The 25116-nt window shown below is 40.0% G+C and carries 26 protein-coding genes and 1 pseudogene; 15 read left to right on the top strand and 12 right to left on the bottom strand.

All coding sequences use genetic code 11. The features are described from left to right. The first annotated feature begins 25 nt into the window (after positions 1-25). Positions 26-922 (top strand): MBL fold metallo-hydrolase, encoded by an 897-nt coding sequence (locus ACO1QW_RS15545; RefSeq protein ID WP_486260075.1) that lies wholly within the window; start codon positions 26-28, stop codon positions 920-922. 3 nt (positions 923-925) lie between these two features. Here ACO1QW_RS15545 and ACO1QW_RS15540 read toward each other — a convergent pair whose 3' ends face one another. Then, on the bottom strand, positions 926-1483 hold the full coding sequence (locus ACO1QW_RS15540) for a UbiX family flavin prenyltransferase (protein WP_486260073.1): 558 nt from the start codon (positions 1481-1483) through the stop codon (positions 926-928). A 38-nt stretch (positions 1484-1521) separates the two neighbouring features. On the opposite strand from ACO1QW_RS15540, the gene ACO1QW_RS15535 reads away from it, so the two are divergent. Next, a complete protein-coding gene (locus ACO1QW_RS15535) occupies positions 1522-2055 on the top strand; it encodes a thioredoxin family protein (RefSeq protein WP_486260071.1) in 534 nt (177 codons plus the stop codon). Positions 2056-2401: 346 nt separating this feature from the next. Here ACO1QW_RS15535 and ACO1QW_RS15530 read toward each other — a convergent pair whose 3' ends face one another. Next, positions 2402-2827: a hypothetical protein gene (locus ACO1QW_RS15530; RefSeq protein ID WP_486260069.1), complete on the bottom strand. Its 426-nt coding sequence runs from the start codon at positions 2825-2827 to the stop codon at positions 2402-2404. A 98-nt stretch (positions 2828-2925) separates the two neighbouring features. Further along, positions 2926-3408 (bottom strand): YkgJ family cysteine cluster protein, encoded by a 483-nt coding sequence (locus ACO1QW_RS15525; protein ID WP_486260068.1) that lies wholly within the window; start codon positions 3406-3408, stop codon positions 2926-2928. Positions 3409-3578: 170 nt separating this feature from the next. On the opposite strand from ACO1QW_RS15525, the gene ACO1QW_RS15520 reads away from it, so the two are divergent. From ACO1QW_RS15520 to gcvP, 4 genes are read left to right on the top strand one after another with little or no spacing between them, the layout of a single operon-like run. Continuing rightward, positions 3579-3899 carry an ArsR/SmtB family transcription factor gene (locus tag ACO1QW_RS15520; protein ID WP_486260066.1) on the top strand — a complete coding sequence of 107 codons (321 nt, stop codon included), beginning with the start codon at positions 3579-3581 and terminating at the stop codon, positions 3897-3899. Next, positions 3896-4393 carry an SRPBCC family protein gene (locus tag ACO1QW_RS15515; RefSeq protein WP_486260064.1) on the top strand — a complete coding sequence of 166 codons (498 nt, stop codon included), beginning with the start codon at positions 3896-3898 and terminating at the stop codon, positions 4391-4393. Before ACO1QW_RS15520 ends, ACO1QW_RS15515 begins: the two co-directional genes overlap by 4 nt. A 41-nt stretch (positions 4394-4434) precedes the next feature. Continuing rightward, a complete protein-coding gene (locus tag ACO1QW_RS15510; protein WP_486260062.1) occupies positions 4435-4638 on the top strand; it encodes a hypothetical protein in 204 nt (67 codons plus the stop codon). Between the two features lie 14 nt (positions 4639-4652). Next, positions 4653-7517, top strand: a complete 2865-nt coding sequence (gcvP, locus tag ACO1QW_RS15505; RefSeq protein WP_486260060.1) for an aminomethyl-transferring glycine dehydrogenase — start codon at positions 4653-4655, stop codon at positions 7515-7517. Positions 7518-7582: 65 nt separating this feature from the next. Here gcvP and ACO1QW_RS15500 read toward each other — a convergent pair whose 3' ends face one another. The 3 genes from ACO1QW_RS15500 to ACO1QW_RS15490 form a co-directional block, all read right to left on the bottom strand. Continuing rightward, positions 7583-8383: a DUF5694 domain-containing protein gene (locus ACO1QW_RS15500; protein WP_486260058.1), complete on the bottom strand. Its 801-nt coding sequence runs from the start codon at positions 8381-8383 to the stop codon at positions 7583-7585. 77 nt (positions 8384-8460) lie between these two features. Then, on the bottom strand, positions 8461-10179 hold the full coding sequence (locus ACO1QW_RS15495) for an amidohydrolase family protein (RefSeq protein ID WP_486260056.1): 1719 nt from the start codon (positions 10177-10179) through the stop codon (positions 8461-8463). Between the two features lie 94 nt (positions 10180-10273). After that, entirely contained in the window at positions 10274-10651 is a 378-nt protein-coding gene (locus ACO1QW_RS15490) for a DoxX family protein (protein WP_486260054.1), read from the bottom strand. Between the two features lie 220 nt (positions 10652-10871). Between ACO1QW_RS15490 and ACO1QW_RS15485 the strand changes: the two genes are divergently transcribed. From ACO1QW_RS15485 to ACO1QW_RS15460, 6 genes are all read left to right on the top strand, one after another. Continuing rightward, a complete protein-coding gene (locus ACO1QW_RS15485) occupies positions 10872-11420 on the top strand; it encodes a hypothetical protein (protein WP_486260052.1) in 549 nt (182 codons plus the stop codon). A gap of 78 nt (positions 11421-11498) precedes the next feature. After that, positions 11499-12350, top strand: coding sequence for a dienelactone hydrolase family protein (locus tag ACO1QW_RS15480; protein ID WP_486260049.1), 852 nt, complete (start codon positions 11499-11501; stop codon positions 12348-12350). 152 nt (positions 12351-12502) lie between these two features. Then, entirely contained in the window at positions 12503-14389 is a 1887-nt protein-coding gene (locus ACO1QW_RS15475; RefSeq protein WP_486260048.1) for a glycoside hydrolase family 10-like protein, read from the top strand. Between the two features lie 6 nt (positions 14390-14395). Then, the gene (locus ACO1QW_RS15470; RefSeq protein ID WP_486260046.1) at positions 14396-14929 is read left to right on the top strand and encodes an STM3941 family protein; all 534 of its coding nucleotides are present in this window, start codon (positions 14396-14398) and stop codon (positions 14927-14929) included. Between the two features lie 47 nt (positions 14930-14976). Then, positions 14977-15471, top strand: a complete 495-nt coding sequence (locus ACO1QW_RS15465; protein ID WP_486260044.1) for a GAF domain-containing protein — start codon at positions 14977-14979, stop codon at positions 15469-15471. 12 nt (positions 15472-15483) lie between these two features. Next, positions 15484-16539 carry a saccharopine dehydrogenase family protein gene (locus tag ACO1QW_RS15460; protein ID WP_486260042.1) on the top strand — a complete coding sequence of 352 codons (1056 nt, stop codon included), beginning with the start codon at positions 15484-15486 and terminating at the stop codon, positions 16537-16539. Here ACO1QW_RS15460 and ACO1QW_RS15455 read toward each other — a convergent pair. After that, positions 16536-17138 carry a hypothetical protein gene (locus tag ACO1QW_RS15455; RefSeq protein WP_486260040.1) on the bottom strand — a complete coding sequence of 201 codons (603 nt, stop codon included), beginning with the start codon at positions 17136-17138 and terminating at the stop codon, positions 16536-16538. The two genes, ACO1QW_RS15460 and ACO1QW_RS15455, sit on opposite strands and share 4 nt — an antisense overlap. Before the next feature lie 2 nt (positions 17139-17140). Between ACO1QW_RS15455 and ACO1QW_RS15450 the strand changes: the two genes are divergently transcribed. The 3 genes from ACO1QW_RS15450 to ACO1QW_RS15440 all read left to right on the top strand — a co-directional run bounded on the left by ACO1QW_RS15450 (position 17141) and on the right by ACO1QW_RS15440 (position 20559). Beyond that, positions 17141-17803: a J domain-containing protein gene (locus ACO1QW_RS15450; protein ID WP_486260176.1), complete on the top strand. Its 663-nt coding sequence runs from the start codon at positions 17141-17143 to the stop codon at positions 17801-17803. Positions 17804-17920: 117 nt separating this feature from the next. Continuing rightward, entirely contained in the window at positions 17921-18478 is a 558-nt protein-coding gene (locus ACO1QW_RS15445) for a fasciclin domain-containing protein (protein WP_486260038.1), read from the top strand. A 167-nt stretch (positions 18479-18645) separates the two neighbouring features. Continuing rightward, positions 18646-20559, top strand: a complete 1914-nt coding sequence (locus ACO1QW_RS15440; protein WP_486260036.1) for an ABC-F family ATP-binding cassette domain-containing protein — start codon at positions 18646-18648, stop codon at positions 20557-20559. Between the two features lie 147 nt (positions 20560-20706). Here the strand turns inward: ACO1QW_RS15440 and ACO1QW_RS15435 are convergent, their stop codons facing one another. The 5 genes and pseudogenes from ACO1QW_RS15435 to ACO1QW_RS15415 form a co-directional block, all read right to left on the bottom strand. Beyond that, the gene (locus ACO1QW_RS15435; RefSeq protein WP_486260034.1) at positions 20707-21141 is read right to left on the bottom strand and encodes an acyl-CoA thioesterase; all 435 of its coding nucleotides are present in this window, start codon (positions 21139-21141) and stop codon (positions 20707-20709) included. Between the two features lie 168 nt (positions 21142-21309). Next, complete coding sequence (gene glgP / locus ACO1QW_RS15430; protein ID WP_486260032.1) at positions 21310-22968, bottom strand: alpha-glucan family phosphorylase; 1659 nt, start codon at positions 22966-22968, stop codon at positions 21310-21312. Between the two features lie 85 nt (positions 22969-23053). After that, positions 23054-23446 (bottom strand): RidA family protein, encoded by a 393-nt coding sequence (locus ACO1QW_RS15425; protein WP_486260030.1) that lies wholly within the window; start codon positions 23444-23446, stop codon positions 23054-23056. 91 nt (positions 23447-23537) lie between these two features. After that, positions 23538-23948, bottom strand: a pseudogene (locus ACO1QW_RS15420) (endonuclease domain-containing protein). A 54-nt stretch (positions 23949-24002) separates the two neighbouring features. Next, positions 24003-24956 (bottom strand): hypothetical protein, encoded by a 954-nt coding sequence (locus tag ACO1QW_RS15415; protein WP_486260028.1) that lies wholly within the window; start codon positions 24954-24956, stop codon positions 24003-24005. Positions 24957-25116: the final 160 nt, after the last annotated feature.

Genomic DNA, 25116 nt, shown 5'->3' with positions numbered 1-25116 from the left:
TTTACAGTAGATAAAATAGATCAACATGAACCGTAAATCATTTCTGCAAACATCTGCACTTTCTGTCGCTGCACTTTCTGTTCAACAAACATTACTCGCTCAACTATTTCAACAGGAAGCATGGAATATAAAAATGCTTACCGATGATATTGGTGTATTTACAGAACGAGGCGGAACAATTTTGTTTTATCTGAGCAAAGAAGGCATTGTTGTTGTTGACACGCAATTCCCCGACCAGAGCAAACATTTGATTGACGAGTTGAAGAAACGTTCAGAGAAGCCGTTTAAACTGTTGATCAACACACATCATCATGGCGATCATAGCAGCGGCAATATTTCATTCAAAGGAATAGTTGAACATGTATTGGCGCATGAAAATTCAAAAACCAATCAGCAACGTGTAGCGGTGCAATCAAAATCAGAAGACAAACAATTATACCCCGATCAAACATTTGGTAAAACATGGAGCCAGAAGATCGGCAATGAAAAAATTACGCTGCATTATTTTGGTGCGGCACATACGGATGGTGATGCGTTGATTCATTTTGAACATGCAGATGTTGTACACATGGGTGACCTTATCAACAATCGACGCTATCCATTCATTGATCGCACAGCAGGCGCATCAATTAAAAACTGGATAAACGTGTTGGAACAAACCACAAAGAAATTCAATAAGAAAACAACATTTGTATACGGTCACGCATCACAAGGATTCGAAGTATATGGAAAGATGGACGATATTAAAGCCATGCAGAACTATTTTGAAAAACTGATCGTATTTGGCGAGGCGGAAATAAAAGCAGGAACAAGTAAAGAAGATTTTTTGAAAAACAAATCGATACCCGGTGTTACAGAATGGATCGGCGATGGTATTCAACGTTCATTAACTGCGGCGTATGAAGAGTTGACGATGAAGTAGACATCACTTCCCCCACCGAAACGTTTTCACATCAATCCCAGCAAGATCAAGCACACGATCAACAACTGTTGCGGCCACTTCTTCAATTGTTGTTGGTACGCTGTAAAAACTTGGTGTGGCAGGACAAATAATTCCGCCAGCAAGCGTGATCGTTTCCATATTACGGATATGTATAAGATTGTAAGGTGTATCACGCACCACGCAGATCAGTTTTCTTCTTTCTTTCAATACCACATCAGCCGCACGTGTAATCAAATCGTTTGACACACCTGTTGCAATGCGACCCAACGTACCCATGCTGCAGGGAATAATGATCATGGTATTGAACTGGCCGGAGCCTGATGCAAATGGTGCATGAAAATCAGTTGTTGAATAAGTTTTGAATGGAAGATCGTTGTATGTTTCATCCTGCAACTCAGTGCGCCACACTTCTTTAGCGTTCTCCGTCATTACCACTGCTACCTCCTGCCATTGGTCTTTGGCTGCCAAAAGCTTTTGCAATAACAGTTTCGCATAGATCGAGCCACTGGCGCCTGTAACAGAAATAACAATTTTATGCACGTGTAAGCGTTTAATTTTGTACAAGTAACAAAAATACTATGCAAAAGTTTTGTTTTTACTCCGCCCTCTTTTTTCTCTTCATTAGTATCAGTTCTTTCCAGCGAAATGATTCAAAAGAAAAGTTGAATTGGATCACTCTGGAAGAAGCTGAATTAAAAATGAAAACTGATCCACGGCCCATTCTTGTTGATCTTTACACCGACTGGTGTGGTTGGTGCAAGGTGATGGATCGCAAAACTTACACAAGCCAGGACCTCATTAAGTACCTCAACACAAACTTTTATACCGTAAAATTAAATGCAGAAACCAGATCGGAGGTAACATGGAAAGGCAAAACCTATAAGTTTAACCCGTCTTATAAAACCAATGAGGTGGCTTTAATGCTTACAAATGGTGAGTTAGCTTATCCCACAACTGTGTTTATTCCTTCGTTAACTGATGAACCTCAGCCTATTTCCGGGATGTTAGAGGTGAAAGAAATGGAGTTGGTAACAAAGTATTTTGCCGAGCGAAAGTATGGCCAGGTAAGCTTCGACGACTATGCGAAAAATTTTAAACCGAGTTGGAAATAATTTAACGTTTCAACAATAATTCAAAAAAATATTCTATTTTGCCATTGATGATAAGGTTTAATGGTTAATGGTAACTGATTAGCGCCTCTTCCCTCACCGGAAGAGGTTTTTTTATGCCCACAATAATCGCACTTCGTTAATTTTCGACGCCCCTGTTGAATTATGACAAAACGATGCAACTCTTCAAAATAATAATCAGTCTATTTGTGTGATGATAAGGTTTAATGGTTAATGGTAACTGATTAGCCATATCCCCTCCTTTCCAGGTGGGGATATTTTTTTGTTTAAGTTTCAACATAAAAAAAGGCTCATCACTGAGCCTGGCAACAGAAGAAAAGTCGACTCCTTATTTGCTTGCTACAACTGAACTTGCAAAAATGATATACATCGGCCCCTGCGGAATATAAGCAGCAGGCATATGCTGATTTTTTTCGGCCGGTACACTTACAATAGTTTTATTTCCAAAAGAAGCTACTTTATAAAAATTATAGCGCTCCATGATCTTCCGGTTGGCAAGTCGGTCGTCTAATGTATTCACTCCATCGGGCCAGGTGTTCTCTTTCGCATAGCGCACAATTTCATCGAGTAATGATTTATTATTCAACTGGCGTGTGACTTCTGTTTTTTCCGCTTGCGATAAATTATAAGTGGAATACATTTCTCCCAAATCGGTAATTTTTACTGTCGTTGCTTTTTTCCCATCAATATAAAATCCTTTTGTGCAGGCAGTAACTGTCAGAACAACTAAAAGCAAAACAATTCCAGATTTCATTGTATTCATGTTTGAGTTTTATATGCAATGAAAGTAAAGATTAATTTCTTCAAACAAAACAATTAGAGCCGGTGCCTGTAAAATTAACAGGTTGCTGATTATTTCTGCTGCATCAATTTCTCCAATACAAAATAGGTGGCAGGACAAAAAGTGCTGTTCTTTAACGTGAGCTGTGGCCGTTTAAGAATTACATCTTCATCTGTGTAGGGGAAACGCTCACAATCGGACGGACGCACTTCATAAATACTGCAATAATTATCGGCACCAAGAAACGGACAAGGTTTTGACTTAACAACATAATCGCCTTCGTTATCGAGATAGAGGTATGTATCAATGAAGTCACTCTCCTTCATGCGGAGGTGTTTGCTGATGCGTTTTATATCGGGCGTTTTGAAACGAGGCGAATAATTTTTACAACAATTTGCACATTGCAGGCAATCAACTTTTTCAAATGCCTCTTCATGCAAATCGGGCAATTGCTTCAACACTTTATTCTTATCGGCACGTTTTAAAAAACGGGCATAATCTTTCTGATGTTCCGCCGCCTTCTTCTCCCAATTATGTAATAACTCATCAGCCATCGTGCAAAGGTACTGGTTAGCTGAAAGCGGCAAGCTATTTGAACCTCCCTAAGGCACAACAAAGTCTCCTTTTCTTCCATTCTTTTAAAAACACCGCCAAAAATTTGCGAAACCAAATGGTTGCATGTATATTTGCAACCGAACGGTTTCATAAAGAACCTTTTTAAATAATGAGAAGAGACGTTTTCCAGGCAATTGCCGACCCAACGAGACGGGCAATTATTGTGTTGATCGCTACCCAGTCGATGACGCCCAATGCAGTTGCAGAGCAGTTTGATACCAGCCGGCAGGCAATATCGAAGCATCTGCGCATTTTAACCGAATGCCAGCTTGTGAAACAGGAACAAACCGGCAGGGAGATCTATTACCATTTGAATGCTAAGAAAATGAAAGAAGTAGCCGATTTTATTGATCCCTTCCGCCAAATGTGGGATACTAAATTCAACCAATTAGACAAAGTATTATCAACTATAAAAACAACAAAGAAATGAGTACGAATAAAACAAACGTTACAAAAGATTTCCAGGAGAAATCGGTTGTTGTGTCAAGAGAATTTGCTGCACCCGTTGCCGATGTATGGCGGGCATTTACAGAACATGAATTGCTTGATCAGTGGTGGGGACCAGCACCCTGGCGTGCCGAAACAAAATCGCAGGATTTCAGACCCGGTGGCTATTGGTTATATGCTATGGTTGGGCCCGAAGATCAACGGCATTGGGCACGCATGAACTACATCGCTATTAATAAGCATAAAGATTATGACATTGAAGATAGTTTCTGCGATGAAGATGGCACAATCAACACCGAACTTCCAGTTTCAAAAGGAAAAAATGTTTTTACTGAAACTGGCTCGGGAACAAAAGTGGAGTTCAAAATGATCTATCCAACAGAAGCCGCACTTCAAACTATTGTAGATATGGGTTTTGAGCAAGGAATTTCTATTTGCTTCGACCAACTGGAAGAATTACTTAAGAATAAGCTGTAAGCTACAGGCAAGCTGCTCGCAAATACAGGTTTGCTTCATTCATGTATCAACTTGAAGCTAATAGCGAGCAGCTTGCAGCTTCATTCTCCCTGCGCAACCGTTTTCACAGCCTTTCCCCAACTGCTAACAGCTGTTTATTTGAATCGTTTCTGCCCGTAACTTTGCCCCTCTTTAAATTCTCCCTGAGCATGAGAGAAAAATTAAAGGAAACTGCGGTGCAGTTTTACTATTCCGGATTTGAATAAACGTAACACATCACATGAATCTTTTTGAAGCGCAACAAAACGAATTTTCCCGTCGCCACATTGGAACAACTGGTGCAGAAGCAAGCCTTTTGAAAACAGTTGGCGTTAGCAGCCTGAACGAATTGATCAGCAAAACTGTACCTGCCTCCATCCGCAATCATGAAAAATTAAATATTCCTGATGCCATGAGTGAAGCTGACTTGCTGAAACATTTGAAAGACGTTTCTCTCAACAACAAATTATTCAAAAACTATATCGGGCAAGGTTACTACGATACTATCACTCCTTCAGTGATACTTCGTAATGTGTTCGAAAACCCGGGCTGGTACACACAATACACACCTTACCAGGCCGAAATTTCGCAAGGTCGTTTGGAAAGCTTGCTGAACTTTCAGACAATGGTGAGCGATCTTACAGGTTTACCTATTGCCAATGCGTCGTTACTTGATGAAGCAACTGCTGCTGCTGAAGCAATGAACATGTTGTTTCATCATGTAAACCGCACCGATGTTATTGCGTCACCAAAGTTTTTTGTTGACAACGAAGTATTCCCACAAACAAAAGATCTGTTGATCACCCGTGGTACACCATTAGGAATTGAATTGGTATTTGGTGATTATAAAACAGCAAGCATAGATAAAACTTATTTTGGTGCATTGGTTCAATATCCAAACAATATTGGTTCGGTTGAAGACTATCGCCAGTTTATTCAACAGGTACAAGCAGTTGGTGGATTTGTAGCAATGGCTACCGATCTGCTGGCATTAACCTTAATCACTTCTCCCGGCGAATTAGGTGCCGATGTTGCGTTTGGTTCAGCACAGCGCTTTGGTGTTCCTCTTGGTTACGGCGGACCACATGCGGCTTTCTTTACCTGTAAAGATGAATTTAAACGTTCTATTCCCGGCCGTATCATTGGTGTAAGTATTGATGCACAAAACAACCGTGCATTACGTATGGCGTTGCAAACACGTGAGCAACACATCAAGCGTGAAAAAGCAACGTCAAATATTTGTACTGCACAAGCATTGCTGGCTAACATGGCAGCGATGTATGCCGTGTATCATGGTCCGCAGGGGCTCATCAATATTGCAACACGTGTGGCACTACTTGCACAAACAGTTGCTGATGGCTTGAAAGAAAGAGGTTTTGAATTAGTAAGTGATTTCTTCTTTGACACCATTGCCGTGAAGGTAAAAGACCTTGCAACTGTAAAAGCAAAAGCAGAAAAACAAGAGATCAATCTTCGATATGTTGATGCAACAACAATTGGCATTTCGATAGATGAAACAACAAACATCGAAGATTTATACGACCTCATCAATTGTTTTGTAAACGATGTTGATCCGGTGCATTTTTCTGTTGAAGAAGAAGTGGTATTAAAACATATTCCGGTTGTACTGGCAAGAACAAGTTCGTTCTTAACTCATCCAAACTTTAATACGCATAACAGCGAAAGCCAGATGATGCGTTACATGAAACAACTCGAGAATAAAGATCTCTCGTTGAATACTTCAATGATCTCGTTAGGTAGTTGCACCATGAAATTAAATGCAGCTACGCAAATGATGCCATTGAGCTGGGCACATTGGAGCAGGGTGCATCCTTTTGCACCTGCTGATCAAACAAAAGGTTACCAGCAAATTGTTGATGAGTTATCGCAATATTTAGCTGAGATCACCGGCTTTGATGCAACAAGCCTTCAGCCTAACAGTGGCGCTCAAGGTGAATATGCAGGTTTGTTAGCCATTCGTGATTATCATTTGGCAAACGGACATGCAAATCGCAACATCATACTTATTCCAATTTCTGCACACGGCACTAATCCTGCCAGTGCGGTAATGGCAGGTATGAAAGTGGTGGTAGTAAAAGCGTTGGAGAATGGTTATATTGATGTAGCCGACTTTAAAGCAAAGGCTGAACAACACAGTGCAAATCTTGCAGGTATTATGATCACCTACCCAAGCACCTATGGCATCTTTGAAGAAAGCGTAAAAGAGATTTGCGAGATCGTTCATCAACATGGTGGACAAGTTTACATGGATGGCGCAAATATGAATGCACAGGTTGGTTTAACATCACCTGGTTTAATAGGTGCCGATGTTTGTCATCTTAATCTTCATAAAACATTTGCAATTCCGCATGGTGGCGGTGGTCCTGGCATGGGTCCTATTTGTGTGAAAGCACATCTTGCTCCTTATTTACCAGGACATGTAAATCAAAATACTAAAGGTGCTGTTAGTGCAGCTCCGTATGGTTCAGCTTCTATCCTTCTCATCAGTTATGCATATATCCGTTTGCTTGGTGCAGATGGTGTAAAGCGTGCAACAGAATACGCAATCTTGAATGCGAATTACATGAAGGCAAGGTTGAAGCAGGACTTCGATATTCTTTACACAGGTGCAAATGGCACTTGTGCACATGAATTCATTGTTGATCTTCGTCCGTTTAAAAATACAGCTGGCATTGAAGCTGAAGATGTAGCAAAACGTTTGATGGATTATGGCTTCCACGCTCCTACGATGAGCTTCCCGGTACCTGGCACGATCATGATCGAACCAACAGAAAGCGAAGACAAAGCTGAGCTTGATCGTTTCTGCGATGCATTGCTGAGCATTCGCCAGGAAATTCGTGATGTGGAAGAAGGTAAAGCTGATAAAGCAGATAATCCATTGAAGCATGCTCCTCATACCCAGTTTGTAATTACTGCTGACGAATGGAACCATAGCTATACTCGTCAGCAAGCTGCGTTTCCTTTGTACTATGTAACACAAAACAAATTCTGGCCAAGTGTGAGCCGTATCAACAATACATATGGCGATCGAAATCTTATTTGTACTTGTGAACCGGTGAGCAGTTATGCAGAAGAAGAAGCGTAATACAATAGGCAATAAATAATTGGCAATAGACAAACGTCCCGCTCAGTGAACGGGACGTTTTTATTTTATTTCATTACCTCGGCCAGCGGCACCAATTCCAGTTTTTGATTGTACTTCATCATTTCATGCAACAAGGCTGTATGACCTGATCCGAATAAGATCAGTATGCGTTCTTCTTTACCGTCTAAACGTTTCAGCACATTTTCATAAATGACCATATTTCTTCTCCACCACTCGCTTGTTAAATAAGAACCAACATGATTTCCTTTTTCGCCGGCAATAAGAAATTCATAATATACTCCCACTGCCATTTTTATATATTCAGCTGAATTATGCTGTAAGAGGATTTCTTTAACCGTTTTAGTCTTCAGCGATTCGTTAAAATCTTTTTCAATGGCTCCAAGTGTTTGTTTAACCATGTCTAAAAAGCCAAATTGTTTTGCCGCAGTTGCAGATTGCATCAGGCTGTCAAACGGAAAATTTGCTTCTGTATAATCAACTGCATACAAACCTGCATGATTTAGTTCTTTGGCCACACGATAAGCAATTTGATGAGTTTCTGAAGCACCCAGTTTAAGTTCACCTGTTTTGTATTTACTAAAACTGCTGTCGAGTTGTGGTTGTCGCTCAACCGGCGTTTCAATAAAAATTTTATCCGGCTTGAATTGTTTGATCTTTTCTACTACTTCCAGCACTTCCTTCTGCCGTTGTGCCGAGAGAATATTTGCATTTTCAAATTTTGCCACATCCAAGCCCGGGTTATCGAAATGAAAACTGCCTAACAATAAAACCTGTGTTTTCTTTTGTTGTGCATTCACTGTTACAACCAGTAAACTAAATATGCAGAAAATAAATAGCCGTTTCATATTATCGTTTTGCATGTTACGATAAAGCTATTTTAAACGTTACAGTTTATCGAATTTTTTCAGCCGAACTGTAGCCATTATTGAATGAAGTGTACTTTACTGATCTTATTTCCTTCGATTGTATATATAGCAATTGCTTTCAGCGGCTTTTCTTCAAACCCAATTACACTTTCATAATCAATCACGGTATTACCTAATACCATACGGTTCACCAGTTCACAATGAAGGTTAGTAACCTGTTTAAACAAACCAGTATACATCTCCCGCATTTGCGCTTTTCCCTTTCCGATAAGTTTGGCAGGATATTCATACAACTCAACGCTATCACTGTAGGGAGCAAGAAAGGCTTCCATATTGCGGGCATTGTAAGCATTGAGTTGTTGCTGAACCAACAGCTCTGCTGTTACCTCCAACAATGTATCACGTTCAATCAACTGACCCCGGTTAATAACAACAGCAATATCGTTGACGTGCTCCAAATTGTCAAATGGGTTATTATTCAACAGTAGCAAATTGGCCAGCTTTCCATTTGTAACAGAACCAATTTCTGTCTCTTTCCCAAAAGCAACAGCGGCATTCCAGGTGGCAGAACGGAGAATCTGAGCATTCGTTAATCCGGCTTCTTTCATTGCAAGCAATTCGGTGTAAAACGATGACGCATGTTGTGTACCTATATTGCCTGCATCCGTTCCTGCAACCACGTTTATCCCTGCATCTGCAACAAGCTTCATGTTTTTTAATATGGTACTGTCTTCAGTTGAAGGAATCTTCACTTGCTTCCGCAGCGTCATATAACTGAACCCGGTTTCTTTTTCGGGCAGGTGCTGCAAATCGAACAAAGTACCAAGTGGAAATGGATTGGCATAGGTAAGATCATGCGTGCTCATGCGATGTTGCTGACTAAACACTTCACGGTATTTTGATGCAACAATAGCAGTAGGAATATAAGTTACTTTCTTTTGTTTCATTAGCTGCAGAAACGAAGCATCAAGCAATTTATCGTCAACACTATGAACTAAAATATCTGCACCGGCTTCCACTGAAAGTTTTGCTGTTTCATATTCAGTTGCATGAACACAAACCTTCAATCCATTTTTATGGCTTTCATCAATTGCAGCTTTTATAATTGGAAGCGTGCTTGTTGCCGGTTGATTGGGTAGTACGATATACCAAATCTTGATAAAGTCGGGCTTATACGGCAGTTGTTTACGAACGAGCTCTCTCGCCTCTTCTTCTGAATTTACTTTTAAGATGGGCGGATCTTTTGGATCGAGATTAGGTGGCTGGAAAGTAGAGATCAGCGGACCCGTAACCCATGCCTCAGGCATTAACGTACTGCGGTTGTTTTGTTTTCTTACCTCATAGTTACTTAAGGGACCGCCCACATCTACGACAGTTGTAATACCAACAGCGAGGTAACGCCGCATGATATCAGCATGATTGTCCCTGATCCACTGTTGATCTTTTTCATAGGAGTAAAACTTACCCAGGTTCACTGCATCAGGTCTTGTATATAGTCCCCCGCTTTGAAAAAAGTGGATATGACCGTCAATCATTCCCGGCATCAGGTATTTTCCATTGCCATCAATGATTTGTACCGTATCAGGAATTTTAGCAGTGGCCTTATATTTTACCAACTGTTGAATGCGGTCGCCGTTCAGAACAACAGTTATTCCCGGTTGAATTACTCCATCTTTTGTATTGACGATTGACACATTCGTAATCCATGTTGTCTTTTGCTGCGCCGACAGGTTGAATAAGAACAAAAGGAAACAGGAAGAAAAAAAGATTTTCATACTAATTGTTTTGGTTGGCATTATGTAAGATAACCAAAAGAGGATACCCGTCAAAAGTTCACAATGCGTTCAACCAAATTCGTTCGAATGCAGACTACAAAGAAGTCTTCTTCTTCCAGAAATAATAAGAAAGAATGCCGGGAATAATCCACATAAGCATACCCAACATTTGAGGATCAAATTTTCCTGATGCCGCAATACCTGAATAAACTGCAGCTCCTAAATCAAAAAACAAACCGGCATATGCCCATTCTTTAACAGTTTTGTTTGTGGGAACAAGAAGTGCTATAACACCAATAATTTTCGCCCAGCTGATGAACTGGATAAAATAAATGGGATAGCCCAGAAATTTATGAAAGATATTGATCGTTTGTTCATTTGGGCCAATCCCACCGATAGATGAGAAAACCATTAATGCCCCGAAGATGATAGTGAATACCCAGTAAAGAATGTTGATTGTTTTTGGTTTCATACTAAATGATGATTGTTTGTGGTATAAGATAACAAATACACTGCGTAACAGGAACAAAACTAATGGGCTGTTCTGAATATTATCCAGTGCCCCTGCGACAAATTTCATGGCTACTTGCGACAAATCATTACTCAATATCACTTACGGAAGATGACAAAAATCAGCTTTACAACTGAATCTCCTCATTATGACCCCGTAACGACAAAATTAGTTTTGCCCAATGAAACAATTCACCATTCTCTTTAGTGCAGTATTACTTATTGGATTTTCGCCACAGGCGCAAACCACCAAAAAGAAAGTGCATGCAGGCCTCGAGCTCGACGCCCTTCCTTATGCAACAGGTGGTTATTTTGGTGCTGCATGGGTTGGAAAAGATCATGTTCGTTTGCGTGTATTAACCGCAAGAGTTAACATGCCCGATTTTATTACGAAAGATGGATTCACTAATCATTACGTTACATCTTATGCAATTGTGGCCGACTATTTCATGAAAGAAAACTGGCAAGGCTGGTGGGCAGGTGCCGGGTTGGTTTACTGGAAAAGCAGTATACAAACAGATGAACGTTTGCAAACTGTGCATTTTCAAAATTACCTGTTGAACGGAAGTATTGGTTACAATATTCCGTTGTACAAAAAATTATACCTCTCGCCATGGGCGGGTTTAAGTATTCGTACAGCAGGTGATAAAAATGTAGCCGTTGATGCAAAGCGATATACGTTAGCATTGCTGAATCCCGAAGCTTCGTTGAAAATCGGTATCTCTTTTTAAAACCATATAATATTTCGATAAGCGGCAAAACATTTGCTGTTGAAAGGTTGTAACTTCTCATCCTAAATCAACATGCAGATGGATCAGCAAATCATTAATCTTTACGATGAATATACGCATAAGCCACTTCCACGAGGTGAGTTTATGAAACGCCTTGCAATTTTAACCGGCAGCACTGCAGCCGCCATCGCTATTCTTCCATTTCTTGAAGGCAACTATGCAAAAGCAGCCGTTACTCCCGATGATGATCTCTTTACAGAATACATCACATACCCTGCGGTAACAGGTGAAATGAAAGCATATGTAGCCCGTCCTAAAAAAGAAGCGAAGTATGGAACCGTTATCGTGATTCACGAAAACCGTGGATTAAATGCACATATTGAAGATGTAGCCCGTCGTGCTGCAAAGGCAGGTTTCCTGGCAATTGCGCCAAATGCGTTGGCACCATTGGGCGGTACGCCGGCTAATGAAGATGAAGCAAGAACACTCTTCACCAAACTCAATGCAAAAGAAACCGAACAAAACTTTATCAATATCTTCAGTCATCTCAAAACAAGAAAAGACAGCAACGGCAAATTTGGAAGCGTTGGTTTTTGCTGGGGCGGTGGCATGAGTAATACATTAGCCGTTAATGTTCCTGAATTAAAAGCTGCTGTTGCATTTTACGGAAGGCAGGCAGCTGTTACTGATGTGCCAAAAATAAAAGCAGCCGTGCAATTGCATTATGCTGCATTGGACGAACGCATCAATGCAGGTATTGCAGCTTATGAACAGGCATTAAAAGATAACAAAGTAACTTACGAGTTATACATGTATCCTGATGTGAACCATGCTTTTCATAATGATACTGCTCCTACACGTTATAACGAAGCAGCAGCAAAACTTGCATGGCAACGAACCATTGATTTCTTTAAAAAACATTTAGCGTAATACCGCTCCTTAACCATTAAACGCAACAAAGGAAGTCATTGGCTTCCTTTTTGATTATAACAAACTTTATAAAAACTAATTTCATCTTAATTGTTTTCTTCATTGGCTAAATCATCTTCAAAAAACTTATTTTGCGCACCTATCTACAACTTATGAATCGACTGATCATTTGCTTACTTAGCCTGTTTATTTTTAACTCATCTGTTATTGCACAATCATCTCCAAAAAGAGAATTACGCTCTGCATGGTTGTCTACCTTTTTAAATCTTGATTGGCCCAGTACTTCCGGAAGAACTGTGCAGGAAGTAAAAGATTCTGTTGTGAAGTTGCTTAACATGCATCAGCAAACAGGTATCAACGCCATTTATTTCCAGGTAAGAAATGAATGCGATGCAGTTTATCAAAGTTCGTTGGAACCATGGAGTGCTTCGGTAACAGGCGCTCAAGGCATTGCGCCTGCTGCAGGTTTTGATCCACTACAATTCATGATAGATGAATGCCGCAAGCGTGGTATTGAAATACATGCTTGGTTCAATCCTTATCGTGCAGTAAATAGTTACAATAATATCGGCAGTTATTCTTCCAGTCATGTTTCGAAAACACATCCTGAATGGTTGCTGGCACAGGGCTCATTACGCATTCTCAATCCCGGTATTCCTGCTGTTCGTGATTATGTTATTTCTATTGTGATGGATGTGTTGCGTCGTTACGATGTAGATGGTATTCATTATGATGATTATTTCTACCCCTACCCTGGTGCAGGCAACACCAACTCCCGTTTTAATGATAATTCGACGTTTGCTACATACCCCCGGGGTTTTAGCAATCAAGCCGATTGGCGAAGAGATAATATCAACCTGTTTATACAACGCAGTTATGATAGTATTAAAACAGTAAAGCCCTGGGTGAAGTTTGGTGTTTCGCCGTTCGGTATCTGGCGAAATCAAAACAGCGATGCAACTGGATCAGCAACAAACGGTTTGCAGAGCTACAGTGAAATATATGCTGACACAAAGAAATGGTTACAACAAGGCTGGGTCGATTATGTTACACCGCAGATCTATTGGAGCATTGGAAATAATAATGCGGACTATGGCGTTCTTGTACCCTGGTGGAATAATAATGCAAATGGAAGGCATGTGTACATTGGTCAGGCGCTATATAAAATAAATGCAGATTTAGACAATGACTACAGGTGGAACAATTCGTCGCAGATCAATAACCAGATCCGGCTAAATAGAAAATACAGTAACGTTTTAGGCAGCACCTTTTTCCGCACCCGTTATTTTGTTATTAACCCTTTGCGATTCCGAGATTCATTGGAAGAGCATATGTATACTGCCCCTGCCTTACTACCCCCTATGCCGTGGCGTGATAACATCGCACCGCAACCTGTAAGCAATGTAAAAGCACATGTCCAAAGCAATCATGTACAACTCAGTTGGACCAAACCTTCAGCCACAACAAATGAGCTGGACAAGGTAAGACAGTTTGTTGTCTACCGTTTTAACGACGCAACTGTTAATTTAGAAAATGCAGAAGCAATACAGTTTGTTACTGCCAACGATCAAACAACAACATTTGCCGATAGTAACCTTGCACCTGCAGTTTATTATTATGTAGTAACAAGTCTTGATCGATTCCATAACGAAAGTGCAGCAAGTAATGTAAGAGAAGTTTCGCTTCTGTCGGTAACCAATGCAGTTACACCTCCACCTGTTGTTGAAAAACCCAACCCTGTAGTTGAAAAACCGCAACCCCAGGTAGTAAGTCCCGCCCAGGATATTGAAATGATCGCTAATCCTAATCCTTCAATAACATATACGATCATCAACTATTCTTTAACTAAGCGAACTGCCGTTTTACTCTTTGTCGTTGATAGCAATGGAAGAGAAATTATAAAACTGGTGGATGGCATTCAATCGGTCGGCAAACAACTCGTACGCTTTAACACCAGTAATTTACTTGCGGGTACATATTTTGTAAAATTGCAGGTAGATAACATTGAGAAAACATTAAAAGTAGTGGTGACAAAATAGAAAATCATGTTTATTCAAGCAAAAAAGAGAATGATTCCACTTGCTCCACTATTCATGTTAATCATGACAGTGTCAATTGGTGTATATTTTTATTCATTTACGAAAGATGTTAATCAAGATTCTTTTGGAACGATAGCTCCGGTTATTATTTTCTATGGCCTAAGCTTAATCTTTTTATTTGCTTATTTTGTTGTTGCTTTTGTTGACTATTTAAAACCATTAAGGGACCAAGCTGCTGGTGTTACAATTAACGATTTAGGAATAGATGACAATCTCTCTGTTTTTTCCCTTGGATATATTCCCTGGAACAATATTCATGGCGCAAAAATCATAAAGACTTATGGAACCAACCTTGTGGTAATATATCTCAGAAACGAGAATGATATTCTTCGTTCCCAGCCATATTGGAAAAGATATTTTTTGCAGAAATGGAAAAAGAAATGGGGAAGTCCGATGGTAATATCTGAAAAAAGAATAAGCTATGATATCATTGCATTGACAAAAAGTATCAATTCTAGAGCTGGAACTTATAAATCCTGACAATATAGCTTTACACCACTACACCTACCTTTGCAAAAATACTTCTCATGGCTGAAGACCTTCATATCATACAGGGAACAAAAAAAGAACAGTACCAGCAACTCCTGCCCCAGATAAAAGCATTGCTTGAAGGCGAGCCTGATCGTACGGCAAATCTTGCTAACATCTGCGCAGCATTGAAAGAACAGTTTGGCTGGTTGTGGGTTGGTTTCTATGTTGTAAAAACAGCAGTGAATTCCTCTGAACCTGAATTGGTACTTAGTGCATTCCAGGGGCCGGTTGCCTGCACACGTATAAGAAAAGGACGTGGTGTTTGCGGCAGTTCATGGGACCAGTCAAAAACATTGATCGTTCCAGATGTAGAAAAATTTCCTGGTCATATTGCATGCAGCAGTTTAAGCAAATCAGAAATTGTAGTGCCTGTTATTCGAAATGATGAAGTTGTGGCTGTGCTGGATGTTGATAGTGTTGATCTCAATACGTTTGATACAACCGATCAACAATACCTTGAAGAAATTATCAGCTTTATTGAATGGAATTAAGTAACAATCCTAATGCAAAAAAACAAAGTGCTGCTTTATGGTGCCAACGGTTACACCGGTGAATTGATTTCACGTTATGCGCATGAATACAACCTGCAACCTGTTCTTGCAGGAAGAAATGAAAACAACATAAAGTCTTTAGCTGATCGCTTACAACTTACTTACCGTGTTTTTTCTTTGGATGATGCCAATGAATTGCAACGGCAATTACAGGATGTACAATTGGTGATTCATGCGGCAGGGCCTTTTTCTCACACTGCAAAACAAATGGTGGAAGCCTGCATTGCAACACGCACACATTATATTGATATCAACGGTGATATTAGTGTTTTTGAACTCATCAAAACATACGATGCAGCATCGAAGGAGGCAAACGTCATGCTGATGCCCGGTGCAGGTTTCGATGTAATACCTACCGATTGCACAGCGTTGCATTTGAAAGAACAATTGCCAGATGCTACACATCTTCAATTGGCATTCATCAGTAATGGCGGCGGTTTAAGTCATGGTACGGCAACCACTATGGCACAACGCATTGGTGAAAAAGCAGTGATTCGTGAAAACGGAGTATTTGTAAAAAGACCATTAGGTTTTAAAGGAATGTGGCTGGATGTATTGGGTAAAAAACGTTTTGTAATGAGTTTACAGTGGGGCGATATTTCAACTGCTCATCATACAACAGGTATTCCCAATGTTGAAGTATTTACAGGCATGCAACCGAAGACTTATCGCCTGCTGAAATTTCAATTCCTGTTCAATTGGATATTACGCACAAAGTTTGTCCGCAGTATTATTCAGCAAAAAATTAACGAACGACCTGCCGGACCGAGTGATGAACAACGTGCAAAGGGAACAACAACTGTTTGGGGAAAAGTCTGGAATGCAAAAGGCCAGGAAAAAGAAAGTGTATTGCAATGTGCCGATGGCTACAGTGTTACGGCATGGGGTTGTTTACTCATCACTCAAAAAATATTGAAGGGAGAATTTAAAGCCGGTTATCAAACTCCCGCTTCCTGTTATGGTAAGGATCTTATTCTTGAAATTCCAAAAAGCAAACGGATCAGCTAAGGCTTCACGAAAGCATCAGCACCATATGTTACAATAAAGGGACGTGAAGAAGCCGGTGCCAGCATACGAAATACACGTGTAACAATTTCATTCTTTAACTTTCGTTTGCCCTTTTCTTTTTTATCAAAATCATAATAATCGGCAAAAGAAACAATTGTCCGATCGTTGGTTTGATAAATTACAGTGACATTACCAAGCCCCCACCCGAAATAATCATCATCGTGCAGGTTTACATATTGTGTGCAATAACCCGGCGTTCCGTTCTCCAATGATTTGCAATTGGTACCAGTTGCATAGCGGGGTACAACTTCCTTCAGCCGGTTAAAATCTGCATCACTAAAGAGAAATGCATCGCCACTACCTAAAAGATAATGCTGCAACATTTTTTTCTCTAACGGTGAATTTAATTTAGGATGCAAACACACCAGTTTATAAAACAGTTGACGATAGCCACGCAACTTTTTCTGTTTAGTAAATGCAACATGTGCCGAATCGCCGGCAACCAGCAGGGACGGAATAAATAATAGCAGAAAAAGATAGCTATGCTTCATGAAGACCATAAAAATAAGATTTTTCTTATTCTGCACTTCTTCTCTCATGCCTGCTTAGTTTTGCCACTCTGAAAGATTATTACAGCATACTAAACATTCCACTAACCGCTACGGTTCCTGAAATAAAGCAGGCTTACCGAAAGCTGGTGATGATTTACCATCCCGACAAAAACAACGATGATCCATACGCATTGGCACGCTTCAACGAAATAAAAGAGGCCTACGAAGTGTTGATGAACCCTGGCAGAAAAGAATTGTACCTGCAGGAACGATGGCTGCACAAAGCATCGGGCAAGAAAATCGGTGATGAATTAATTACGGCTCCTTCCGTTTTAAAGAAATGCCTGGAACTGAACAGGCAGGTGGCTGCAATGGACATTCACCGGATGAACTACAAATCAATGGCCGATCGTATGACTGCTCTCTTGAATGATGATACCATTGCGATTTTGCTTGATCAAAAAGAAACAGATATTCATGCAACCATCATTTCAAGTTTGAATAAAAGTATTCAGCCCTTCCCTTATGCTGCGGCTAAACCTGTAGTGCATCAATTAAACAAGTTAGCTGCACATCTTCCCGATTGGCAAAAAGAATTAAACAAGAATCTACAGCAAAAACAACAACAGGAAAAATGGCGCTGGTTAAACCCATTGCTCATCTTTCTACTAACCGTTGCCCTTTGCTTTTTGATCTGGTTGTCGGGTAAATAATCCTGATGTTGAACATTCTTTTGAAAACGGAATTATTTCCTAAACACCGTGCATTCATTGTGATGAGTGGCAAAACGATCATTTGAATTCATTGTTATTGTTTCAAACAAATCAAAAATGAAAAAAACATTTATCTCAATGATGATGACTGCATCATTTGCAGTAATGCTAACTGCCTGCGGTAGCGGCGAAGGAACCGAAACATCAACTGATACTGCAGCATCTGAAACCACAGCCGTTGTCGACACTCCTGCAGCAGCTCCTGCAACAGTGGTTGATATTGCTGTTGGCTCTCCTGATCATTCAACATTAGTAGCTGCTGTAAAAGCTGCAGGTTTAGTTGAAACATTAAGCGGTGCTGGTCCTTTTACCGTATTTGCACCAACAAATGCAGCATTTGCTGCATTGCCAGCAGGTACCGTTGACAATTTATTAAAGCCTGAAAACAAGGCTGATCTTACAGGCATTTTAACATACCATGTTGTACCGGGATCATTGAAAGCTGCTGATCTTACTGATGGTCAAAAATTAAAAACAGTGAATGGTGCCGAATTAACTGTATCAGTGAAAGATGGCAAAGTAATGATCGATGGTGCTAATGTAACAGCTGCAGATCTTACAGCAGGTAATGGCGTAGTGCATGTATTGGATGCTGTAGTAATGCCGAAGAAATAAGTCAGCTATTCATTCTTTCCATAAAAAGTTGTTTCCCGAAAGGGAAGCAACTTTTTTATTACCTGTGACCTGAACCCTGTCTCTAGGGTTTTTCTTCTTGTACCTTGTTTCTTCCCCTTCCACCTTGTGCCTTTCACCTTCTGCCTTGATAGAGTTATCTTTGCGCCATGCATTATGTTTCTGTTGAAGGTTTAAGCAAAAGTTACGGTATCACTCCCCTTTTTTCGAATATTACGTTTCATATTGAGGAAGGCGATAAGATCGCATTAGTGGCCAGGAATGGATCAGGCAAGTCAACACTGCTGAAAATACTGGCAGGCAAAGAAACAGCTGATGATGGTAAATGCTGGATCAATAAAGATGTGGATATTGCCCTGTTTGAACAGGAACCCAATTTTGATCAAAGCAAAACCATTCTTGATAATATCTTCCAGCATAATCATCCCGTGATCAATGCCATTAAAGAATACGAAGCAATCAGTGAAGAAAATGATACAGAAAAACTGGGTGCTGCCATTGTAAAAATGGATGAACTCGGTGCATGGGATTTTGATGCGAAAGTGAAACAGATCCTCGGCAAACTGAATATTCATCACCTGCAACAATCAGTAGGAACATTATCGGGTGGCCAACGTAAGCGTGTGGCATTGGCAAGAACACTTATTGATATTGGGTTCGATCATAAACATGTATTGCTCATTATGGATGAACCTACCAACCACCTTGATGTGGAAATGGTGGAATGGCTGGAACATTATCTCAGTAAAGAAAATATTACACTACTGCTTGTAACACACGACCGCTATTTTCTTGACGCAGTTTGTAATGAAGTATGGGAACTTGATGGTAGCACACTCACTGAGTACAAAGGTGATTACGAAAATTATTTAGAAAAGAAAACGGCTCGTATTGAAAGTGACCAGGCAAGTATTGACAAAGCAAAAAATACTTATCGTAAAGAATTGGAATGGATGCGTAAGCAACCCAAAGCACGAACAACTAAAAGCAAAAGCCGACAGGATAATTTTTATGAAGTAGAAGCAAGAGCCAAACAACGCATCGAAGATCAGCAGGTACAGTTGAGCATGAAGATGAGCAGGCTTGGTGGCAAGGTTGTGGAGATGAAAAAAGTGTACAAGAGTTTTGGCAACAAGCAAATACTAAAAGGATTTGATTACACTTTTAAGAAAGGCGAACGTGTGGGAGTGGTTGGGAAGAACGGCGCAGGCAAATCAACTTTTATTGATATTATACAAGGGATACAGCAACCCGACAGCGGCAAGATCAACGTAGGAGATACAATCGTGTTTGGCAATTATTCGCAAACGGGTTTAATTGTAAAAGAAGATCAACGTGTAATTGAATATGTAAAAAACATTGCAGAAAATTTTCCATTAGCCAGCGGCGGTTCGTTAAGTGCAGCACAGTTCCTTCAATTATTTTTGTTTGATCCCGATAAACAATATACCTATATCTCAAAACTAAGTGGTGGTGAAAAAAGGAGATTGCATTTGTTATCGATCCTTTTTCGTAATCCAAACTTTTTAGTGCTGGATGAACCTACGAATGATCTTGATCTGCCAACACTTGCCGTACTCGAAAACTTTTTAAGTGAGTATCCCGGATGCTTACTCATCGTAAGCCATGATCGTTATTTCATGGATCGCTTGGTTGATCATTTATTTGTTTTTGAAGGCGATGGTGTGATCACCGATTTCCCCGGCAATTATGCCCAGCTTCGTTTGTATCAAAAAGACAAAGAGAAGTTGGAAGCCGATAGCAAAGAGTCGGGAACCAGCACTGAGCGTAGTCGAAGTGGGGTGCAGGAGAAACCGAGCGAAGTCGAGGTTTCGACCATCGAAAAAAAACGTTTCAGCTTTAAAGAAAAACGTGAGTTTGAATTATTACAAAAAGAAATTGAACAGCTTACTGCTGAAAAAGAAACCATCACTGCGAAACTCAACAGCGGCAATCTTCCCTTTGATGAATTGCAGCAACTCAGCAACCGCATTGGTGAAGTAACAAACCTTCTTGATGAAAAAGAATTTCGCTGGTTGGAGTTGAGTGAGTATGTTGATTAGGATGGATGATTTATGATGTAGGATTTATGATGTATTCCAACATCAGTTTGTTTTCATTGCTATTTTAGATTGCTTCGCCAAACAACAAGGCTTGCAATGACGTAGATCCTGATCGTCATTGCGAAGAACGAAGCAACCTAACTACAATTACTCGCTATAAACAAAATCATCTGCCTTCGGCATTTGTTCAACAATAGCAGCTGCAATTAATGGTGTAGCTAATTTTCGCTCTATGATATCCAACCATGCAAGATCAGCATGCATCACAGCAGCTAATGTCCCGTCTTCTTTCTTCATTTCATGCTTTACACTCCACCTCGATCCATCACGTTTGCATTTCGTGAGCTGCAGATCAACAATAACAGTTTCACCTGCATTGATTTCTCTTCTGAAAATACATTCCTCACGAAAAAGAATAGGACCGATCTTCAATTCTTTCATCAGCTCAAGCGTGTAACCATGTTCAATTAAAAAACTCATACGTGTATGTGCACCCAGTTCATAATACTTCGAATGCATCACATGCTGGTTGGCATCCACATCGGCCCAGCGTAGTTCAAATGTTTTGATGTATGCGTTCATTGTTTGAAGATAAGAAAGAGAATGGCAATGGTTAATGGTTAATGGTTAGTGGTTAATTGTAAATTGGCAATCGACAACTTAGAACTATAGAACTCAAAACTTGTTATAGTTAAAAACAAAAAGCCCCGGCTACAAATCGCCAGGGCTTGTATCATCAGGATAAATAACTCACTTTTTGTTGTACATCAATTCATAGTATTCATGTGCCATGCGGTTGCTATCGAACTGGAAGCGAACATCACGCATACCGTTATGTGTGATCTGGCGCCATACAGGGAAATTGTCGTAGTACAACGGTAATATCTGGCGTTCAAGAATTTCATACATCTGGTCAAGATCATATTGATCCTGTTCATGCACATTCATTGAAGTATAATCAACCGGTGGTACAATGAAACTGTTGTTACCATGATTAGCAAACTCGCAGATCCATCCATCAAATGTGCTGAAGTTAACAGCGCCATTCATGGCAGCCGTCATACCACTTGTTCCACTAGCTTCACGTGGCACACGTGGATTGTTTAACCACACATCAGCAGCTTGCTTTAAACGCTTGCTTAATGCAAGTTCATAACCGGTACACACTGCAACGTTTTTATAATTCTTACTTAGGTGAACAAGATTATTAAAATCGCTGATAGCAGGATAATCAACCGGGTAAGGCTTACCTGCCCAAATAATTTGCACAGGATATTTTTTATTACTCATTAACGCATTGAAACGATCAAGATCACGTGTGATCAATTCTGCACGCTTGTAACCTGCAAAACGACGGGCCCACACAATCGTCAACACATTAGGGTCAAACAATTTTCCTGTTTGATCAGCCACCAGGTCAAACGCACGACGTTTCAGATAAGTTTTACGATCATCAAAACGTTCATCGTTATGCTCATCCATCGAAAAGTATAATTGCTTATCGGCCCAGTAACGCCAGTTTTGCGCATTGGTAACATGAGTAATGGGCGCCACTGAATCGTAATGACTCCACATTTTCCTGCTCACTTCTCCATGTAACGCACTTACACCGTTTGCATTTCTTGCAAAACGCAATGCGGCCAATGAATGATTAAACTGATCATCATAAATACCTGTGAGCTTTCGCACTTCTGTCATTGGTATGCCACAGAAATAGCTCATTTTCTCACAGAGATACATATCATGCTTTTCATTACCTGCTTCTTCAGGCGTATGTGTAGTAAACACTAAACGCTTCTTCACTTCTTCTAAACTGCCGAATTTATTATAGAGATAAAAAGCTGAAGAAATACCATGTGCTTCATTGAGGTGATATACATCCGGTTTAAATCCTATTTCATCAATAAGCTTTGCACCACCCACACCTAACAAAATAAATTGTGCCACTTTGGTTGCCACGTTTGCATCGTATAAACGATGACAAATTGTTTGTGATACATAATCGTTTTCAGGAAGATCAGTGCTCAACAGAAACATAGGCGCACTCTTAAATGTTTCAGGGTTAAGATACCATGCTTTCACCCATACCGGGTGCTCATGAATAGTGATCTGAAACTTAATGCCTGTATCTTCTAGGAAATTATAAATTTTTTCGTTCCACTGCACCTGCAGTGTCTGGTCCTGGTTGCGTGCCTGGTCGTAATATCCATACTTCCAGAGAATGCCAATACCCACCAGGTTTTGTTTTAGTTCGTATGCACTACGCATATGTGAACCGGCAAGAAAACCCAAACCACCACTATAAATTTTTAAGGGTTGATGCACTGCAAATTCCATGGAGAAATAAGCCACTTTTTTTGCATAAGCATTTTCTGTGGCATAAGGAACATTGAAATGATTAAACGTCATAATACAGTTATTCGTTTGCTTTAGGGTGCGCAATATAAAGGGAAAAATTCAAAACAGCTTTTTTTGTCAAGGGGGGTTATGCACATCAAACGCTTGCTACCACTGCGGTTACTTCAACTTCAATTAACAGTCGTTTATCGATCAAAGCGGACACTTCTACCATCGTAGAAGCTGGTTTTATATTGGCGAATACTTCGCCATGCGCCTTGCCTGCTTCCTCCCATTTAGAAATGTCGGTAATAAACATGCGGGTGCGAACAACATCGCTTAACGAAGCACCAGCTTCCGCTAACGCTTTACCGATCTTGTGAAGAATAAATTGCGTTTGTTCGTAAACACTTCCCTCACCAACCAGTTGGTCGCCGTCCATAGCTGTTGTGCCAGCTACTTCTATAAAGTTACCAATACGCACTGCTCTTGAATAACCAACTACATCTTCCCAAGGAGAACCGGAGCTTATTAATTGACGATCATGCATCTTAATTATTTAACTAATGAAAATATTATTTGCTCGTTGTTTTTTTTGAGCTGAAGCAAAAATTTCAGCTTTATATTATTCAACCACTGGGCTATCCCCTCCCCGGGAGGGGTTGGGGTGGGTTATTACGCTTTCCATTTTTTGGATGTTGCAAATAATTTCGCTTCCGCTCTACTGCGTTACTCACTCCATTGATTTCTTCGAATTCAAAAATCCAGTTCTCTATCGCCCTGATTACGTTTTTCATATCATGAACTACATCTAGCGCATTGAACCGAAGAAATGGTACGCCATGCATTTCTATTTCATCCTGTCTTATTGGATCTTTTATTAGCACCTTTTCATCTTCATGCGTAATACCATCCACTTCAATAGCAAGCATCAAATCTTTGCAGTAAAAATCGACTAATGTAATTTAACATGGGTTTTGTCTGTCAAAATCATAACCCATCATACTTCCGTTTCTTAATTCCATCCACACCTTTACTTCTGAGAATGTTATATTTTTACCTTAGAATTTTTGCGTACTCTAAAGCTTTCTGGGCGTATGGAATAACTATTTCTTCTTTTTCTTCACCGCTTCCTTCTTCTTAGGATAACTGCCTTCAAAGAAACAAGTGATGCCACGATACAATCCGCAGTTTTGCTCTGATAGACGAACTGATGAACTGGTAAAGTCAAAGGTGATACTACAATCGCTGCTGCCATCACGAAATACAGCTTTGGTTTTACTCACCCATTCAGCCACACCTTTTACTTCACCTACGCAGTCGCCATTTTGTTTACTGAAGTGAATAAAGAATTCAAATGTTTTATCTGTTGCGCCATCACGAATAGAGATGAGATTCTTTTTATCAGTGGTATAATCAGCTGAATATTTTCCTTTGCGAGGCAAACTATCAATAGGATTACCCATAATGATATCACTTAAATCCTCCGTACTGTTTGTCATAGCAATAATGAACTTTCCACTTTCATCCATGAAGTAGATGGTTTCGTTTGTCCATAATTCACCAGTGGGTGTTTTGCGCTCCTGGATAAACGTGATCGTATGTTTACTATCAATCTTGCAATAGCTGCTGGCTTTTCCTTTTGGCAGTAATGCACCAATATTCAACGCACCCAGGTATTGCGACTTTTTATTGAAGTAAAGTAGTTGTGCACCACGCTCCTTTCCAATAGCCGATTTGATCAACACATAATTTCCTTTATCGCCATCGGCCGATTTACCAACAAGGTATAGTTTTAAGTTTTTTGTTTTTGGGTAAAGCGCTTGAAAAACAGAATCGGGAAGAAATGTTTTAAACGTTTCCTGGTTCACCAATACAGAATCTTTTTCTTTAGCATTCAGCAAACTGTCGTTCACGAGAATAGGATGACTCAGGTCTTTTGCCAGCATAATAAAATCAGCGGCAGTAAGATCTTTATCTTTTATTTCCTTTTGCTTCTTGCCTTTACAGGAAACCATGGCCAAAACAAAGAAGAGACATGCGAATACAGAATACTTCATATCAGTAGTTGTGAATCTAAAAATAAAGGATTTGATTGATTTAAGATGTCTGATGTATGATTTTGGATGTACTACCTCTTGAAATCAAAAAACCGGGCAACAGAAATAATTTTCATCTGAATCAGGAAAATATTTTAGCTTCGTCTAAATTTTAATTTCA

The sequence above is a fragment of the Lacibacter sp. genome, assembly GCF_057361365.1.
This window is presented reverse-complemented; position numbering and strand designations above follow the sequence as displayed.